At 72.2% G+C, this 16,521-nt stretch carries 12 protein-coding genes; 2 read left to right on the top strand and 10 right to left on the bottom strand.

The features are described 5' to 3' along the window. Positions 1–747: adenosylhomocysteinase (locus ACTMTU_RS32835; RefSeq protein WP_441267071.1), on the bottom strand; the 747-nt coding region annotated here is incomplete at its 3' end. Between the two features lie 449 nt (positions 748–1,196). On the opposite strand from ACTMTU_RS32835, the gene ACTMTU_RS32830 reads away from it, so the two are divergent. Further along, positions 1,197–3,224, top strand: coding sequence for a fructose-specific PTS transporter subunit EIIC (locus ACTMTU_RS32830; RefSeq protein WP_441267080.1), 2,028 nt, complete (start codon positions 1,197–1,199; stop codon positions 3,222–3,224). Positions 3,225–3,741: 517 nt separating this feature from the next. Here the strand turns inward: ACTMTU_RS32830 and ACTMTU_RS32825 are convergent. From ACTMTU_RS32825 to ACTMTU_RS32800, 6 genes are all read right to left on the bottom strand, one after another. After that, positions 3,742–4,707, bottom strand: coding sequence for a cation diffusion facilitator family transporter (locus ACTMTU_RS32825; RefSeq protein ID WP_441267070.1), 966 nt, complete (start codon positions 4,705–4,707; stop codon positions 3,742–3,744). Between the two features lie 93 nt (positions 4,708–4,800). After that, a complete protein-coding gene (gene manA, locus ACTMTU_RS32820) occupies positions 4,801–5,979 on the bottom strand; it encodes a mannose-6-phosphate isomerase, class I (protein WP_441267069.1) in 1,179 nt (392 codons plus the stop codon). A 55-nt stretch (positions 5,980–6,034) separates the two neighbouring features. After that, entirely contained in the window at positions 6,035–7,174 is a 1,140-nt protein-coding gene (locus ACTMTU_RS32815) for an SIS domain-containing protein (RefSeq protein WP_441267068.1), read from the bottom strand. Positions 7,175–7,312: 138 nt separating this feature from the next. Continuing rightward, a complete protein-coding gene (locus ACTMTU_RS32810; protein WP_100107426.1) occupies positions 7,313–7,495 on the bottom strand; it encodes a Trm112 family protein in 183 nt (60 codons plus the stop codon). Positions 7,496–7,682: 187 nt separating this feature from the next. Continuing rightward, complete coding sequence (locus ACTMTU_RS32805) at positions 7,683–9,044, bottom strand: phosphomannomutase/phosphoglucomutase (protein WP_441267067.1); 1,362 nt, start codon at positions 9,042–9,044, stop codon at positions 7,683–7,685. A gap of 150 nt (positions 9,045–9,194) precedes the next feature. Beyond that, positions 9,195–9,623 (bottom strand): DUF3499 domain-containing protein, encoded by a 429-nt coding sequence (locus tag ACTMTU_RS32800; RefSeq protein ID WP_053557230.1) that lies wholly within the window; start codon positions 9,621–9,623, stop codon positions 9,195–9,197. Between the two features lie 273 nt (positions 9,624–9,896). Here ACTMTU_RS32800 and ACTMTU_RS32795 point away from each other — a divergent pair, with 273 nt between their 5' ends. Continuing rightward, positions 9,897–10,325, top strand: coding sequence for a metallopeptidase family protein (locus ACTMTU_RS32795; RefSeq protein ID WP_078951277.1), 429 nt, complete (start codon positions 9,897–9,899; stop codon positions 10,323–10,325). Positions 10,326–10,388: 63 nt separating this feature from the next. Here ACTMTU_RS32795 and ACTMTU_RS32790 read toward each other — a convergent pair whose 3' ends face one another. From ACTMTU_RS32790 to ACTMTU_RS32780, 3 genes are all read right to left on the bottom strand, one after another. Then, a complete protein-coding gene (locus tag ACTMTU_RS32790; protein WP_441267066.1) occupies positions 10,389–11,984 on the bottom strand; it encodes a DUF5719 family protein in 1,596 nt (531 codons plus the stop codon). Beyond that, entirely contained in the window at positions 11,981–15,766 is a 3,786-nt protein-coding gene (locus ACTMTU_RS32785) for a glycosyltransferase (protein ID WP_441267065.1), read from the bottom strand. Before ACTMTU_RS32785 ends, ACTMTU_RS32790 begins: the two co-directional genes overlap by 4 nt. 223 nt (positions 15,767–15,989) lie before the next feature. Beyond that, on the bottom strand, positions 15,990–16,253 hold the full coding sequence (locus ACTMTU_RS32780; protein WP_053557226.1) for a WhiB family transcriptional regulator: 264 nt from the start codon (positions 16,251–16,253) through the stop codon (positions 15,990–15,992). Positions 16,254–16,521: the final 268 nt, after the last annotated feature.

Here is a 16,521-nt window from a genome sequence, read left to right as displayed (position 1 = left end):
GTGCCGGCAGCCGTACTTGTTGTCGAACTTCGACTTCGTGACCGCGTCGTTCACGTTGATCGCCGGGAACAGCAGGGTGCCGTCGCGGTGCATCTCGTAGAGGCGGTGGACACCGGTGGTGGTCTCCTCCGTCACGCCGCGGATCTCGGACGCCAGCTGCGTCCACTTCTGCGGGTTCTCGGTGAGCGTGCGGTTCAGAAGGCGCAGGATGTGGCTGTACTCCTCGCTGTCCGCGGTGGACGGGTCGGGAGCGGCGCCCGCCTTCTCGAACTCGACACCCTTGTGGACCAGGAGGGTGGCGTCACCGCCGTCGTCCAGGATCATGTTCGGGCCGCCGGTGGGGGTGTTCGGCCAGGTCAGCGCCTGCTCCGTGCACCACCAGTACTCCTCCAGCGTCTCGCCCTTCCAGGCGAAGACCGGGATGCCCTGCGGGTTCTCGGGGGTGCCGTTCGGACCGACCGCGATGGCGGCGGCGGCGTGGTCCTGGGTGGAGAAGATGTTGCAGGAGGCCCAGCGGACCTCGGCGCCGAGCGCGGCAAGGGTCTCGATGAGGACGGCGGTCTGCACGGTCATGTGCAGGGAGCCAGTGATGCGGGCGCCGGCGAGCGGCTGGGCGTCGGCGTACTCCTTGCGGATCGACATCAGGCCGGGCATCTCGTGCTCGGCGAGGGTGATCTCCTTGCGGCCGAAGGCGGCGAGGGAAAGGTCGGCGACCTTGAAGTCCTGGCCATTGGCGACAGTCGACATACGAGCTGCTCCTCGTGGTTCGGGTCGAGGGTGGTTACGGCTGGCTCTGCGGCGGCCAGGGCATACGAATGCCCGGGAGTCCGCAGGACAGTCCGTCGGAGGCCCTCTCTCCCTCGGCCGGTCCGCGCGGGACCGCCCGACCGCCATCAGCAGCGACGTCTGACTGGTTACGAATCTACACCGATCGGCCCAGCCGACCCCAGCCGCCCAGGGGCGGGTTCCGGCCAGTCTCCCGAGTCCGGAAGGCGGCAGGTCCGCGGCTTCCGGGCTTTTGACATGGCCGGAATCTGGTGCACGATGCTGCGACATCCCGCTGGTGGGTCGGGGCCATCCGCACGATCCGGCGGGACGAGCGTTAGGAGAACCACGTGACGAGTCCGGCGAACGGGCAGCGGGCGTTGAAGCTGCTCGCGGTGACGGCCTGTCCGACAGGCATCGCCCACACATACATGGCGGCGGAGAAGCTGACGCAGGCCGCGCAGGCCCTCGGCGTCGACATGAAGGTGGAGACCCAAGGATCCATCGGCGCCGAGAACACGCTGTCTGACAACGATGTCAGAGAGGCGGACGGCATCATCATCGCCGCCGACAAGGACGTCGACCGCAGTCGCTTCGCCGGTAAGAAGGTGCTGGCCGTCGGCGTCTCGGAAGGAATCCGGCACCCGGAGCAGCTGATCGAACGGGTGCAGCGTGCCCCGGTGCAGGGTGCTGCCGGCGAGGAGGACGGGGCCGTGGGCGCTTCGCACGGCCCGGCCGGCGCCAGCAGCGGCAGCGGCGGCGGCGGCAAGGAACGCAGCGTCGTGTACAAGGCGCTGATGAACGGTGTCTCGTACATGATCCCGTTCGTCGTGGTGGGCGGGTTGCTCATCGCCGTCTCGCTGGCGCTCGGCGGTGATGCGACGGCTGAGGGCTATGTCATTCCCGAGGGCACCTTCTGGGCGCAGGTGAACGCGATCGGCGTGGTCGGCTTCGAGCTGATGATCCCGATCCTGTCCGGGTACATCGCCTACGCCATCGCCGACCGGCCCGCGCTGGTACCGGGCATGATCGGCGGATGGATCGCCGGGCACGGCGAGTTCTACGACTCGGAGGCCGGCGCGGGCTTCATAGGGGCCATCGTCACCGGCTTCCTGGCCGGCTACCTCGTTCTGTGGATCAAGAAAGTCAAGGTCCCCAAATTCGCCCGGCCGATCATGCCGATCATCGTGATCCCCGTCGTGGCCACGACGGCCCTCGGCCTGTTCTTCGTGTACGTGATCGGTGAACCGATCTCGTGGGTCTTCACGCATCTCACCGACTGGCTCAGCGGCCTTACGGGGACGAGCGCGGTCCTGCTCGGCGCGCTGCTCGGCCTCATGATCGCGTTCGACATGGGCGGGCCGGTCAACAAGACCGCGTTCCTGTTCGGCGCCGGCCTCATCGCGACCGGCAACCAGACGGTGATGGGCATGTGCGCGGCTGCCATTCCGGTCATGCCGCTGGGGCAGGGCCTCGCCACGGTGATCCGGCGGAAGCTGTACTCGGAGCAGGAACGCGAGACGGGTATGGCCGCGCTCTTCATGGGCACGTTCGGCATCTCGGAAGGTGCGATCCCGTTCGCGGCCGCCCGTCCGGCGCAGGTCATCCCGGCGAACATGCTCGGTGGTGCGGTCGCCGGTGCGATCGCGGGCATGGCCGGTGTCGAGGACGCGGTTCCGCACGGCGGGCCGATCGTCGCGGCTCTCGGCGCGGTCGGCGGTGTGCCGATGTTCTTCCTGGCCGTCGCCGCGGGCACGGTCGTCACCGCGATCACGACCAACGCGCTGATCGGCCTCCAGGAGCGTGCCGTCCGGGGCGCGCCCGCTCCCGCCTTCGCGGGTGCCGCCGGTGCCGAGCCCGCGGCCGTCGATCGAGCACTCGTGGGCTCAGTGCCGGCAGCAGCGGACGTCGCGGCTGGGTCCAGCACGCGGGAAGCGTCCACGTCCCCGACCGCCGCGGCTGCGGCGGGTGACGCGCCGGGTGACGGGAGCCCGGACGACAGCGGCATCCTCTCCGGCTATCTGACCGCGCAGACCGTGCGGGTGCGGCTCGACGCCGACAGCAAGGACGCCGCCATCAAGGAGATGGCCGGGATGCTGGCCACCACCGGCAAGGTGGCGGACCCCGAGGCACTGGTGCGGGCCGCGCTGGCACGCGAGGAGCAGGGCACCACGGGGCTCGGCGACGAGATCGCCGTCCCGCATGCGAAGACGGACGCCGTCACATCCCCCGTCGTCGGATTCGCCCGCTCCGTGGAAGGCGTGGAATGGGGCTCGCCGGACGGCACCAAGGCCAAATTGATCTTCATGATCACGGTGCCGGAGGCCGCCGCGGGCGACGAGCACCTGCGCATCCTGGCCATGCTGTCCCGCAAGCTCATGGACGCGGAGTTCCGTGAGCGCCTGACGACGGCACCGGACGAGGCCGCCATCCTCGCCGTGCTGCGCGAGGTCGGCTAGCCGGTCGTCGGCCGGGCGGTCAGCCAGGCCGACGGCCACGTCCACATCTACGGCCACGTCCATGGGTACCGGTGTCGGCACCGGCGGCGTCCGCCACGAGCGAGCCGCCGGGACGGTACGGTCGCGATCCACGCGCTGCGGCTCCGCCGACCCGGCCCCGCCTGCGGCGGAGGAGCGCCGGTCCGCCCACGCCAACTCAAGCAGCCGCGGAGAACCCCGCCGGGCGCCGGCACCGGACGAGGCCGCACACCTCGCCCGGCTGCGCGAGGCCGGTCAGCCGGCCGTCGGCCGGGCCGACGGCCACGTCCACGGGCACGGGGGCACCGGCACCGGCACCGGGGAAAGGACGTCTGCTCGCCACGTCCCCCGGACACGCGCCACGCCGCGCCACACGCAACGCCAAGGCGCGCGAACGGTCAGGAGCGCCGAACAGCCAACGGGGAAGGCCCCCGACCGGCGCCGCCGACATCGCCGGTGGCACGCGGTCCGGGGGCCTTCCCCGTGGAACAGGACCTGCTCAGTGGCCGGAGCCGCCCGGCGACTTGGCCGGGTCGGTGCTCGCGGCAGCCCTCGACTCGTTGTAGATGTCCGGCTCGAGGTAGATCACGCGCGCGATCGGCACGGCCGCCCGGATGCGCTCCTCGGCGGCGTCGATGGCCTCCGCCACCTCGTCGGCGGTCTCGTGCTGCTCGACGGCGATCTTCGCTGCGACGAGCAGTTCCTCGGGACCGAGGTGGAGCGTGCGCATGTGGATGATGCGGGTGACGGTCCGGCCGTCGACCGTGGCGGCCTTGATCTTCTCGATGTCGTCCGTGCCCGCGGCCTCACCCAGCAGCAGCGACTTGGTCTCCGCGGCGAGCACGATGGCGATCACGATGAGCAGGACACCGATGCACAGGGTGCCGATGCCGTCCCACACACCGTCGCCAGTGACCAGCGCGAGGCTGACGCCGACGAGGGCCAGGATCAGGCCGACCAGGGCGCCCAGGTCCTCCAGGAGCACCACGGGAAGCTCGGGCGCCTTCGCCCGGCGCACGAACTGCGTCCAGCTGAGCTTCCCGCGCACCACGTTGGATTCCTTGATGGCGGTGCGGAACGAGAACGTCTCGGCGATGATCGCGAAGACCAGCACGCCGACCGGCCAGTACCAGGCCTCGATCTCGTGCGGGTGCTTGATCTTCTCGTAGCCCTCGTAGATGGCGAACATGCCACCGACGGAGAACAGCACGATGGAGACGAGGAAGGCGTAGATGTAGCGCTCGCGCCCGTATCCGAAGGGGTGCTGGGGGGTCGCCTCGCGCTGGGCCTTCTTGCCGCCGAGCAGCAGCAGGCCCTGGTTGCCCGAGTCGGCGAGCGAGTGGACGCTTTCGGCGAGCATCGACGACGAACCACTGAAGAGGAACGCCACGAATTTGGCCACCGCGATTGCGAGGTTCGCGGCGAGTGCTGCCACGATCGCCTTGGTACCGCCTGACGCGCTCATGCTTGCCCGATGTCCCTTCGTACGTACGCCGACCGGTCCTGTGCGCGGTCTCGGCGGTGCGCCATTGTCGCAGCAGCCGTCCGCGGTGCCGACTCAGGCCACCACAGTCGCGCGGAAGACCGTGCCGGGACCGCCGTCCGTACCCGAGATCTCCACCTTCTCCCCTGCCGGCACGAACGCCGACTCGCCCGGTCCCAGCCGCAGTTGACCGGCTGTGACGCCGCCCGCGGTGCAGAGCAGGATCTGCGGCGTGGACGCGGTCACGTCGCGCGGCTCCGCGTCGGGCGCGAGCACAAAGCGGGACAGCCGGAATTCGTCGATGGGCGTCTCGTAGACCTCTTCCCCGGAGGGTGACGCCTCGGGGCGCAGCACGGCGGGTTCGGAGGCCTCGAACCGGACGATGCGCAGGAGTTCGGGGACGTCCACGTGCTTGGGGGTGAGTCCGCAGCGCAGCACGTTGTCGGAGTTGGCCATGATTTCGACGCCGAGTCCGTCGAGGTAGGCGTGCGGAACACCGGCGCCGAGGAACAGCGCTTCTCCCGGCTGCAGTTGGATGTGGTTGAGCAGCATCGCCGCGATGACGCCGGGGTCGCCCGGGTAGTGGCGGGCGATCTCGGCGTACGGGGCGTAGGCCCCGCCGAGGCGTTCGGCCGCAGCCGCGGCCTCGGCGACGGTCGCCGCCATCTCCTGCGGGTCCGCGGTCAGTACGGCGGTGAGCACCTCGCGGAGGGCGGCGTCCTCGGGGTGGGCGTGCAGAAGGTCGACGTACGGCTTGAGGGAGTCGACCTCGAGTCCGGCGAGCAGTTCGGCCGCGGCGGCGGGGGCGCGGAAGCCGCAGAGGCCGTCGAACGGCGTGAGCGCGCAGATCAGTTCCGGCTTGTGGTTGGCGTCCTTGTAATTGCGGTGCGGCGCGTCGACGGGGACTCCGGCGTTCTCCTCGGCGCCGTAGCCGTCCCTGGCCTGGGCGAGATCCGGGTGGACCTGGAGGGACAGGGGCGCGGCGGCGGCAAGAAGCTTGAGGAGGAAGGGCAGCCGAGGACCGAACTTGGCCACGGCCGCCTCGCCGAGCTCGCGTTCGGGGGCGGCGGCGACCACGTCGGACAGGGGCTGGTCCGCCTCGCCGCCGCGGGTGACGCGGGACGGTGCCCCCGGGTGTGCTCCCATCCACATCTCGGCCTGCGGCTCGCCGGTGGGAGCGACGCCGAGCAGCTCCGGGATGGCGGTCGTGGACCCCCAGGCGTAGGGGCGCACGGTGTTGGCGAGGCGATCCATGGTCTTCCCTGGTCCTTCGTCGGTACGTCGTGGTGCGGGTGCTGCCGTTGTACGTCTACTCGTGGTGGTTGCCGGAGGCCGCGAGGGCCAGGTACACGGCGGCGAAGTCGGTGACGGCGAGCAGTTCGGCGATCGACTCCAGCTGTGAGCCGTCCTCCGGTTCGAGCTCGCTGACGGCCGTGTCGTGGGCGAGCGCCAGTTCGCGGGCGGCGGGGGCCGCCGTGAGGCCGCCGGCGGGCCGGTCGCGCAGCAGTACGACACGGGCCCGCAGCGCCTGCTGCTCGTCGACCCGGTCGCGGAAGAAGTCGTCCTGGTCGGCGCCCGCCGTGAAGTCGCCGGCGAGGAGGACTCCGTGCGCGGGCAGGGCCTCCGGCAGATCGGCCGCGAGCGCGGGGCGGCCCGCGAGCTCGGCCAGGACCGCGGCGAAGCGCCGGCCTGCCGGACCGGCGCCCGCGCCCTCCGTCCAGATGAGCGGCAGCCGGTCGGCGAGGTCGGCGGCCAGGGTCTTGGCCGGGTTGCTGTGTGTGGCGATGGCGGGGCCGCACCGTTCGGCGGTGCGGTCCAGACGGTCCGCGACCTTCGCGAGGGTCTCCGGGGGCGCGTCGACCAGCGCGAGGCGGTCGAGGAGCGCGAGGAGGGGCGTGAACAGCGCCCAGAGCGCGCCGGGGGCGGCGGCCTGGGCGGTCTCTTCCGCCTCGTAGGGGGCGGTGGCCATGGGAACGACCAGGCCGTGGATCGCGTCGACCGCCTCGGAGAGCGGCGCGGTCTGGGGAGCGACGGCGACAACCGTACAGCCGCGCCGGTAGGCCTGCTCGGCGAGCAGGGCGAGGCCGGGTTCGCTGCCGTCCGTGGTCGTGAGCAGCAGCAGGTCGAGCGAGCCCGCCCAGCCCGGGAGGGCCCAGCGCAGGGCGCCTGCCGCGTGGGCGACGCCGGTGGTTCGGAGCGGGATGACGGGGGCGGAGGCGCCGGCGAGGGCGCCGATCAGGTCCGCGACGCCCAGAGCCGCGGTGCCGGGGCCCGCGACGAGGACGGCCCGCGGCCGGCCCTCGGGGCTGAGCCGCGCGATGCCGGCTTCGTCGGCGTGCCTGGCGGCGGTGCGCACACGGGCCCCGGCCTCTGCCGCGCCGCGGAGCAGGCCGCGGCGGTCGGCACGGGCCAAGGCGTCCGGGTCGTCGAGGAGCGACTCGTCGAGCATGGGGGTGGGCCTCCGATCGCCGTACGCGTGCGGGGGGTGTTGTGCGGTTGTCGGGACGCGGTCCTGACGGTGGGATCAGGTCCGGGCGCCGTCGTACCGGGCCCGTGGTCCGTCGCACCACCGTCCGTCGGTGCCGCCTTATGCGGGGCGGCGAGCCTCGTCGACGAGAAGGACGGGGATGCCGTCCCTGACCGGGTAGGCGAGGCCGCAGTCCTTGCCGGTGCAGATCAGCTCGGGCGTGTCGGCTGCCGTGCGGTCGTCGAGCGGGGCGTGGCAGGCCGGGCAGGCGAGGATCTCCAGGAGGCCGGCTTCGAGCGGCATGACAGCGGTGTCCCTTCGGGCTGTCGCACATCGGGCGGAGCGGTTGCGCTCGCGTCGGACGCGCGGTCACGGTGTGGCGGATCAGGCCTCGTCAGCCTACCGCCGGGGGGCGTGGTGCGGCTCGTTCTGGGGCGGCGTGGGCGGTCGGTACGGGTGGGGACCGCGGCCCCCACCCGTACCGGCGGGCTCAGGCCCGTACGAGCGCCAGCACCTCGTCGCGGATCTTGGCCATGGTCGCCTCGTCGCGTGCCTCGACGTTGAGCCGCAGCAGCGGCTCCGTGTTCGAGGCGCGCAGGTTGAACCACCAGTCCGCGGTGGTCACCGTCAGCCCGTCGAGCTCGTCGGCCGTGACGTCCTCGCGGGCGGCGAAGGCGGCCTTCACCGCCGCCGCCCGGCCGGCCTGGTCGTCGACCTTGGAGTTGATCTCGCCGGAGGCCGAGTACCGGTCGTACTGCGCGACCAGCTCGGACAGCGTGCCGTCCTGGGAACCGAGCGCCGCGAGGACGTGGAGCGCGGCGAGCATGCCCGTGTCGGCGTTCCAGAAGTCGCGGAAGTAGTAGTGCGCGGAGTGCTCGCCGCCGAAGATCGCCCCGGTGCGGGCCATCTCCTCCTTGATGAAGGAGTGCCCGACCCTGGTGCGCACCGGCGTGCCGCCGTTCTCGCGGACCACCTCCGGTACGGACCACGAGGTGATCAGGTTGTGGATGACCGTGCCGCCGGGGTGCTTGGCCAGTTCACGGGAGGCCACCAGAGCGGTGATCGCCGACGGTGAGACGCCCTCGCCACGCTCGTCGACGACGAAGCAGCGGTCGGCGTCGCCGTCGAAGGCCAGGCCCAGGTCCGCGCCCTCCTCGCGCACGCGGGCCTGGAGGTCGACGATGTTGGCCGGGTCGAGCGGGTTGGCCTCGTGGTTGGGGAACGTGCCGTCCAGCTCGAAGTACATCGGGACGAGCGTGAGCGGCAGCGGGCCGAAGACGGTGGGGACCGTGTGGCCGCCCATGCCGTTCCCCGCGTCCACGACGACCTTGAGGGGGCGCATCGCCGAGAGGTCGACGAGCGAGAGGAGGTGCTCGGCGTAGTCGGTGAGCGTGTCGCGCCCGGTCACCGTGCCCGGGATCCCCGCGGGGGCGGGGGCGCCCTGCTCGGACCAGGTCTCGACGAGCCGGCGGATGTCGGCGAGGCCGGTGTCCTGGCCGACGGGTGCGGCACCCGCGCGGCACATCTTGATGCCGTTGTACTGCGCCGGGTTGTGCGAGGCGGTGAACATGGCGCCCGGGAGCCCCATGTGTCCGGAGGCGAAGTACAGCTGGTCGGTCGAGCACAGTCCGATGAGGGTGACGTCGGCGCCGCGGGCCGCAGCGCCGCGCGCGAAGGCGCCCGACAGGCCGGGCGACGACGGTCGCATGTCGTGGCCGACGACGATCGCGTCCGCGCCCGTCACCTCGACGAAGGCGGCGCCGAACAGTTCGGCGAGCGACTCGTCCCACTGATCCGGCACCACCCCGCGGACGTCGTACGCCTTCACGATCTGCGACAGATCAGCAGCCACGGCCCAACCCCTTCTGAAGTCCATGCGGTCACCTCAAACTACCCTCACGGGGCTGTGGCGTGGGGGCGCGGACCGGGTCATGCCGCAAAGCCGTCGGGCAGGCGGGTGTGCGAGGGGAGCGACGGGGTCGGGAGTCGGGGTGAACCGGCGTCAGGAGTCGGGGGAACGCAGCACCCGCAGGTGACCGCGGCGCGCGACCTCCATGGGGTCCGCCGAACGCCGTCCGCCCTGGCCGCCCGCTTCGGCCGTACGCCCCTGGGGCCGTGCCGCCTCACGCACCGCGTTCGCGAGCGCTTCGAGATCGTCGCCGCTGGGTCGGGCCGGGGCGGAGCCGTCGGTGAGCCGGACGACCTCCCAGCCGCGTGGCGCCGTCAGCCGCTCGCTGTGCTCGGCGCACAGGTCGTAGCAGTGGGGCTCGGCGTAGGTGGCGAGCGGACCGAGGACCGCAGTCGAATCGGCATAGACGTACGTCAGTGTCGCGACGGCAGGGCGGCCGCACGCGGTGCGCGAACAGCGACGTACAGGGCTCACGACGTTGGACGGTACCGCACTCTTGAGCGGGCTGCGACGACTCTCCACCAGGTCACTCCCCCGTGTCGTGGTGTGACATCGGACATATCGGCTGTTCGGGCAACTGGCCTGACCTGCACGGAGAGAGAACCACACCGGAGACGGCCGGGCACCGCGCGGTCACGAGGTGGAGTGAATCAGATCAATTGCGGCGAGAAGGGCGGTCGCGAGAGTCGTGGAATCGGGCTCAACGTTGGCCGGAATGCTCAATCGGCGACAGGCCGGCCGCCCCGGGCCCGGACACGATCGCCGTGGTCCCCGGAGAGCTACCCTGCGTCAGTGATGGACAGTCCCGTACCCCCCCGACCGGCAGAGCCGAGGCCCCGCCGCCGTGACCGCCACGGAAGAGGCATGCGCGGCCCCGTCGCTCCCCCTCAGGTGCCGCTCTCGGCCAGCCGTGCCGAGACGTTCCGTGACCTGGTCCAGGACTCGGTGGAGCGGCTGGAGCGGCACTGGCCGCAGTTGGCCGATGTCGACTTCCTGGTCCTGGAGGTCCCTGGTTCGCCCGACGAGTCGGTGCCCCTGGGCAGTGCGGTCCCGGCCGCCAAGGACCGGCCCGCGCGGATCATGATCTATCGGCGCCCCGTCGAGATCCGGACAAAGAACCGCGACGAACGGGCACTCCTCGTTCACGAAGTGGTCGTCGAGCAGGTCGCCGAGCTGCTCGGGCTGGCACCGGAGTCGGTCGATCCGCGCTACGGGCAGGACTGACGGAAGCCCGGGAGGACCGGCACGGACGCACGGTGGCCGGCCGGCGCCGGCCACCCGAACGCGTCAGTCGTCCAGCACGGAGAGATCCTGTTCCGCCGCCGGCACGGCCACCATCCCGCGGTCGTCCGGCAGCGTCTGCACGGTGAACATCGGGATGCCGTCCTCGGCGATCTCCAGCGACCGCGACGCGTGGACGGGCCCACCGGACACCGTCTCGACCGTGAGCGCGTAGGAACCCTTGAGCCCGGCCGGCACCGGCGCGGGTACGGCCAGCGTCGTCCCGGCCTTCACCGAGTACGTCTTCACGACCTGTGTACCGCCCTCGGTCCCCGCCGACGCGGTGACCTTGACCTCGGCGGCCTTGCCCGCCGCCACGAGCGACAGCAGGGAACCCTTGGCCCGGTTGTCGGCCACCGTGGCGCGCTCCCCCACCGGCGCCGCGGCCGGGATGAACGCGACCTCCTTCTTGTCGCCCTCACCCCGTACGACACGCAGCGCTGCCACCACGGGAGTGGCCCGGCCGCCTTCGGCCGGACTGAGGACGAGCGAGCCCGCCTCGCCCCGGGTGACGTCCTTCAGGTCGAGGCTCGCGGTCATCCCGGACTTCACGTAGAGCGTCTCGGCCCCCGCCGGGGTGATGGTGCCCGTCGCACCCGCGAGCCGCACCTGGAGCTCCGCGTCGTCGTCCCCGGGGGCGAACGCCACCAACTGCACGGAGGTCGCGTCCGCCGGGATACCTGGCAGCACGGCCGTCGCTGCCGGGTCGGCGGAGGCTGCCAGCCAGTCGCTGCCGCTGTCCTCCTCCGCGGACCGCACGACGGCGCCGACCCGGCCGGTACGGGTCGTGACGTGGACGGTCACGTCCTCCGCCGGGTCCGCCGTGAGCGTCGACAGCAGGACCGGCAGGCCGGCCCCACCGGGAACCGGGATGCCCTCGGCCACGGTGCTCTTGAGCGCGCCGTCCTTGCCGTGGAGCTCGACGTCGACGACGGCGGTGGTGTCGTCCGGGTTGGTCAGGTGCACATAGTCCTGGCGCTTGTCGGCCAGCGAGGCGCCGGGGAACCAGAAGTCCGTGTCCGGTGCGGTGCAGCTGACGCCGAGGAGGCCCCGGCCGCTGCCCGCGGAGACGACGGTGGTCTGCTGCGCGGTCCAGCCGGGGGCGAGGCGGCCGGTGGCCGTCCCGACGAGCGCCGGGGCCTGGCCGCCGCTCTCCTCGGCCGAGACGGGCTTGCCGGGCTCCTTGAGAGCGAGGAAGGGCTTGTCGGCCTCGCCGTCCTTGTCCGCCGTGTCTTTGTCGTCCTTCTCGGCCTCGGCGTCCTTGTCCGCCGGCGCGGCGCCGGGATCGGCCAGCGTGGCCGCCGACGGCCGCAGCTCGGCGGTGTCCGCGCCGGCGCCCGCCGCCTCGTCGGCCGCGGTCCCGTCCTTGGCACCTTCCTGCGCGCCGTCCTTCATGACCGGGGTGAAGGAGGTGTAGCGCGTCTCCGCGAGGTCGGAGCTGCTGGGCGCCGGGCAGAGCAGGCTGGAACGCTCGACGGGCAGCCGTGCCGGAGCCGCGGCTTCCGTGGTCGCCTCCCCGTCGGGTGCGGTGAGGGAGGCGAAGCCGGTCACCGCGGCGAGGGCCGTGGCGACGGCGATCAGGGAGATGGTCGTGCGCTTCACTCTGACTCGCCTCGCGTCGTGCCGGGGGCTTGCGCCGGGGGCTGGGGGTACGGGCCGCCGTTCGCGTCGCCGTAGCCGTACGGGTCGTACTGCCCGTCCTGCTGGTACTGGCCGTCCTGCTGATACTGGCCGGGCTGGTACTGCCCGTCGGACCCGTACTGGCCGTCGCCGTAGGAAGCCGCCTGGTAGGGGTCCGCCGGGTACGGCTGCTGGTAGCGGGGGTCCACGTAGGTCTGGTCCCCGCCGTACTGCTGACCGTCCGCGTACTGCTGCTCGCCGCCGTACCCCTGGCTCCGGGCCTGGTCCGCGTTCTCGCCGTACTCGCCGTACCCGCCGTCCTGGTACTGCTGCTGGTCGTACGAGGTTCCGTACGGCGCGGCCGCATGGGTCTGCGTGTCCCACTCGCCGTACTGCTGCTGCGGTACCGCCGCCGGGTACGGGGCGGGCTGCGCGGGCTCCTGGTCCTGATCCGGCGTCCGCGGCCCGTCCTGGGCGGTCGGCTCCGCCTCCTCGGCCTCCGCCTCGGCCTGGGCCCGCAGCCTGCGCGCCCGGCGGCCCTCGCCCGCGACCGGCTGCTCCGGCACGGCCACCGGCTCCTCGGGCAGGTCGTCGTCGATCTCCCGGCGCCGGCCCGGCAGGGCCAGCACCAGCAGTACGAGGGCGAGGAACGCCTGCACCCAGATCCAGGCCGTGTGCATGGCCGGGTCCTCGTACGTCAGGTCGAGGCGGCCGCCCTCCGCGGGCAGCTCGAAGCCCTGCGCCCAGCCGTCCACCGTGGTCTTCTTCAGCGGGCGTCCGTCGAGGGTCGCCTGCCAGCCTTCCGCGGCGCGGTCCGCGATGCGCAGGACGCGGTCGGAGCCGCCGACGGGGATCTTCGCGTGCGCCTCCACGGCGTCGGAGGCCACGGGCAGCGGCTCCTCCTTGCCGGTGACAATGGTGGCCCTGGCGACCTGGCGGTCCACCCGCCACAGCGCGCTGCCGTCGAGCTGGCTGAGCCGGCTCAGGCCCGGGGTGGCGTCGAGGACGCGGCTGGTCTGCCGGGGGGCTCCGTCGCGCACCAGCACGTAGCGGATCGCGAAGCCGCTGAGCTGGCTGGTCTGGTCGGCGCCGGAGCCCGCGACCAGGTTGGCGACGACCTTGTCGAGCCGGGGGTCGCCGCCGGCGGTCTCGGTGAGCTCGGCGTCGCCGAGGCGGGCACCGGAACCGCGTACGAGTGTGTAGGAGACCTTCGCGGCGGAGGCCCCGCCGAGGACCAGCGTGCGCGGCTGGTCCTGGGTGTCGCTCTCCTCGGCGACGAACGCCGGCACCTGCACCGGGTCGCGCCGCTCAAGAGGACCTCCGGCGCCGCTCAGCATCCAGTTCGCGGCGGCGATGACCGGGGCGAGGCCGGCCGCCAGCGCGACGAGGGCGGCGACGGGCTGCCGCCAGCCGAAGCTCTGGGCGGCGACCCGGGTGCGGCCGCCCTCGGCGCCCAGCACGGCGGCGGCCAGCAGGGCGATGCCGTAGACGAGGGTCGCGGGTCCGGCCCAGCCGGCACCGCTGTCGCCGGAGCCGTTGACGAGTGCCGCGAAGACCAGGGCGACCAGTGCGACAGCCCAGGCGCCGCGGATCGCGAACTGCCGCTCCTCGCGCAGCAGGGCGCCGAGCGCCGCGAGCACGATGCCCATCATCAGGAGCCCGCCGACGGTTCCGGGGCCGCCGGGACTGATGCCCAGCAGGTCGGTCGCGCCCGCCGCGCCGCCGTCGTACTCGAGCCCGGCCTCGCGGAGGAAGCCGGAAGGGCTGGTGAGCAGCGACAGCGACCAGGGGGCGAGGACCAGCATCGGCGTACCGACGGAGGCGACGAAGCGCAGCGCATAGGCCGTGATGTCGCCGCGGCGCAGCACCAGGACGGCGATGCCGATGACGACGGCGATCGGCCAGACGACGGGGGTGAAGGCCGTCGCGAAGGTCAGCAGCAGGGCGTACGCCCAGGTGGCCCGCCAGCTGCCGCGCCCGCCGCCCTGGAGACGCAGCCCGTGGGCGGCGACCGCGGCACGGGCGATGAGCGGCAGCACGATCGCGAGGACCGCCGTGCCGAGCCGCCCGGTGGCCAGCGCGCCGGTGGCGGCGGGCAGGAAGGCGTAGGCGACGCTCGCCCAGGCCCGCAGCAGCCGTGAGCCGACGATGGGGCGGGAGGCGAAGTACGCGGTGAGGCCGGCGAGCGGGACCGAGCAGACGAGCAGCACGGTCAGGGCGAGGCCGGTGGAGCCGAGGAAGAGCGCGGACAGCACCGCGAGGACGGCCAGATAGGGCGGTGCCGCCTGGGTTCCGCCGGTGCCGATGGGATGCCAGCTGTCGGCGTAACGGCTCCAGAGGTCGAAGACGTCGGCCGGGGCGGGCAGCAGGGCACCGCCGGCCAGCGCGCCGCCCGCGAACAGTCCGCGGCAGGCGACGAGCGAGGCGACGAGGAGCAGGGCGAAGAGGAGCGGCCCGGGCTTGCGGGCGATCTTCTTGAGCCTGGCGAACTGCTCGATCTCCAGGAAGTCGGCGTCGTCCCCGCCGGGGCCCGATTCCACGGCGCCGTGCCGGGAGCCGCCGGAGTCGGCGTCCGAGCCGCCGAAGCCGGAGACGACCTGCTCGACGGTGGCGCGGACGGTCGCGCCGGGCGGCGGGAACAGCGGCCGCAGTTCACTCGCCTCGACGGTCCGCCGGGACCGTCTGCGGCGGCCGGCCAGGATGCGCTCGGGGCGCAGCAGGACGCCGAAGAGTCCCATGACCTCGTCGACGGCCTGCCCGGGCACCTTGCCGACGAGGTAGGCGAGGGTGCGCAGCAATGTGCCGAGGACGATGCGCAGCAGTACATAAGGCAGCGCGACGCCGCGGGTGTTGGTGAGCAGGGTGTAGACGGCGCCGGCCTTGTCGACGCGGTGCGGGCTGGCCACTGACCGGCCGGCGCAGTCGACGGTGCGGCGTTCGCGGGCGGCGGCCTCGGCGTGCCGCAGCACGGCGTCGGGGGCGATCAGGACGCGGTGCCCGGCGGAGTGGGCGCGCCAGCACAGGTCGACGTCGTCGCGCATGAGCGGCAGCCGCCGGTCGAAGCCGCCGAGTTCCTCGAACACGTCGCGGCGTACGAGCATGCCGGCGGAGGAGACGGAGAGGACGGAGCGCACCTGGTCGTGCTGGCCCTGGTCCTGTTCGCGGCGGTCGAGTCCGGTCCAGCGCCGTCCGCTGTTGGCGATGGAGACGCCGGTCTCCAGGAGCTGCTTGCGGTCGTACCAGCCGCGGAGTTTGGGGCCGACGATCGCGACGTGTTCGTCGGAGTCGGCGACGCGCAGCAGTTCGGCGAGGGCGTCGGGCTCGGGGGCGCAGTCGTCGTGCAGGAGCCACAGCCATTGGACGGGCTCGCCGTGCGGCAGCTCGGGCATGTCGTACGCCTCGTCGCGCCAGGTCCTGCTGACGGGGTCCCAGCCGCTCGGCCGCTTCAGATACGGCAGTTCCTCGGGGGTGAGGACGCCGGCGGTGCGTGCCGCCTCTTCGACGGCGGTGCCGAAGCCGGTGCGGCGTGCGAGGTGCAGGACGCGGTCGGCGCCGAGGGCGTCGGTGAGCAGTCGGGCCGAGTCGTCGGCGCTGCCGGTGTCGGCCGCGACGACGTTCTGCACGGGGCGTTCCTGGCCGATCAGTCCGGCGAGGGCATCGGGGAGCCAGCGCGCGCCGTCGTGGGAGACGAGCACGGCGGTGACTACGTGCCGCGGGAACTCTGGCGCGGCTGCCGGAACAAACGCGGCTGTGGTGGCGGACATTGAGGTACGGGCCCTCCGGCCGGGGTCACCCCGTAGGGGCTCTGGTGCGTCACGGACGGGGCCCCACACTAACGGCTGGCATGTGAACGGTCCGCAGCCTGTGGACAACCCACAGACGGCGGACCGTTCGTTACGTATGCAGTTGACTCGGTTGTACCGTTTGGGCCGGGCGGGATCGGGCGGCTCGGGCCGGAAGTGACCGGGCGGCGGGAGGGGCGGCGATTCAGACGGCTGCCTTCTTCAGGCGCCGGCGTTCCCGCTCCGAGAGGCCGCCCCAGATTCCGAATCTCTCGTCGTTGTTCAGGGCGTATTCGAGACACTCGGAGCGGACCTCGCAGGCGAGGCAGACCTTCTTGGCCTCGCGGGTGGAGCCACCCTTCTCGGGGAAGAAGGACTCGGGATCGGTCTGGGCGCACAACGCGCGCTCCTGCCAGCCGAGTTCCTCGTCCGCGTCCTCGACCAGCAGTTGTTCGAACAGCTCGGTCATGTGCGCCCCTCGTCTGTCTTTGCGTCCCCGTGATGTTGCCGCGATCGTTTTCGGCCGAACGACACGAGTGAAATTACAAGTGTGTGGCTCCGGGCCAGTCAAGCCGAGATCTGCTATTGGGCCCGGTATTCACTCTGCGGAACCAAGGCTATGCGGAAAGTGTTCAAATCACCAAAAAACGTGACACATGCCAGCGGCCTGCTCCGCACCCCGCCATTCCTCGAAAAGGAAGACGCCAGAGACATCGATCTTGTTTCGATCGAGCCGG

It is taken from the genome of Streptomyces sp. OZ13 (assembly GCF_052068155.1).
GTDB lineage: Bacteria > Actinomycetota > Actinomycetes > Streptomycetales > Streptomycetaceae > Streptomyces.
This window is presented reverse-complemented; position numbering and strand designations above follow the sequence as displayed.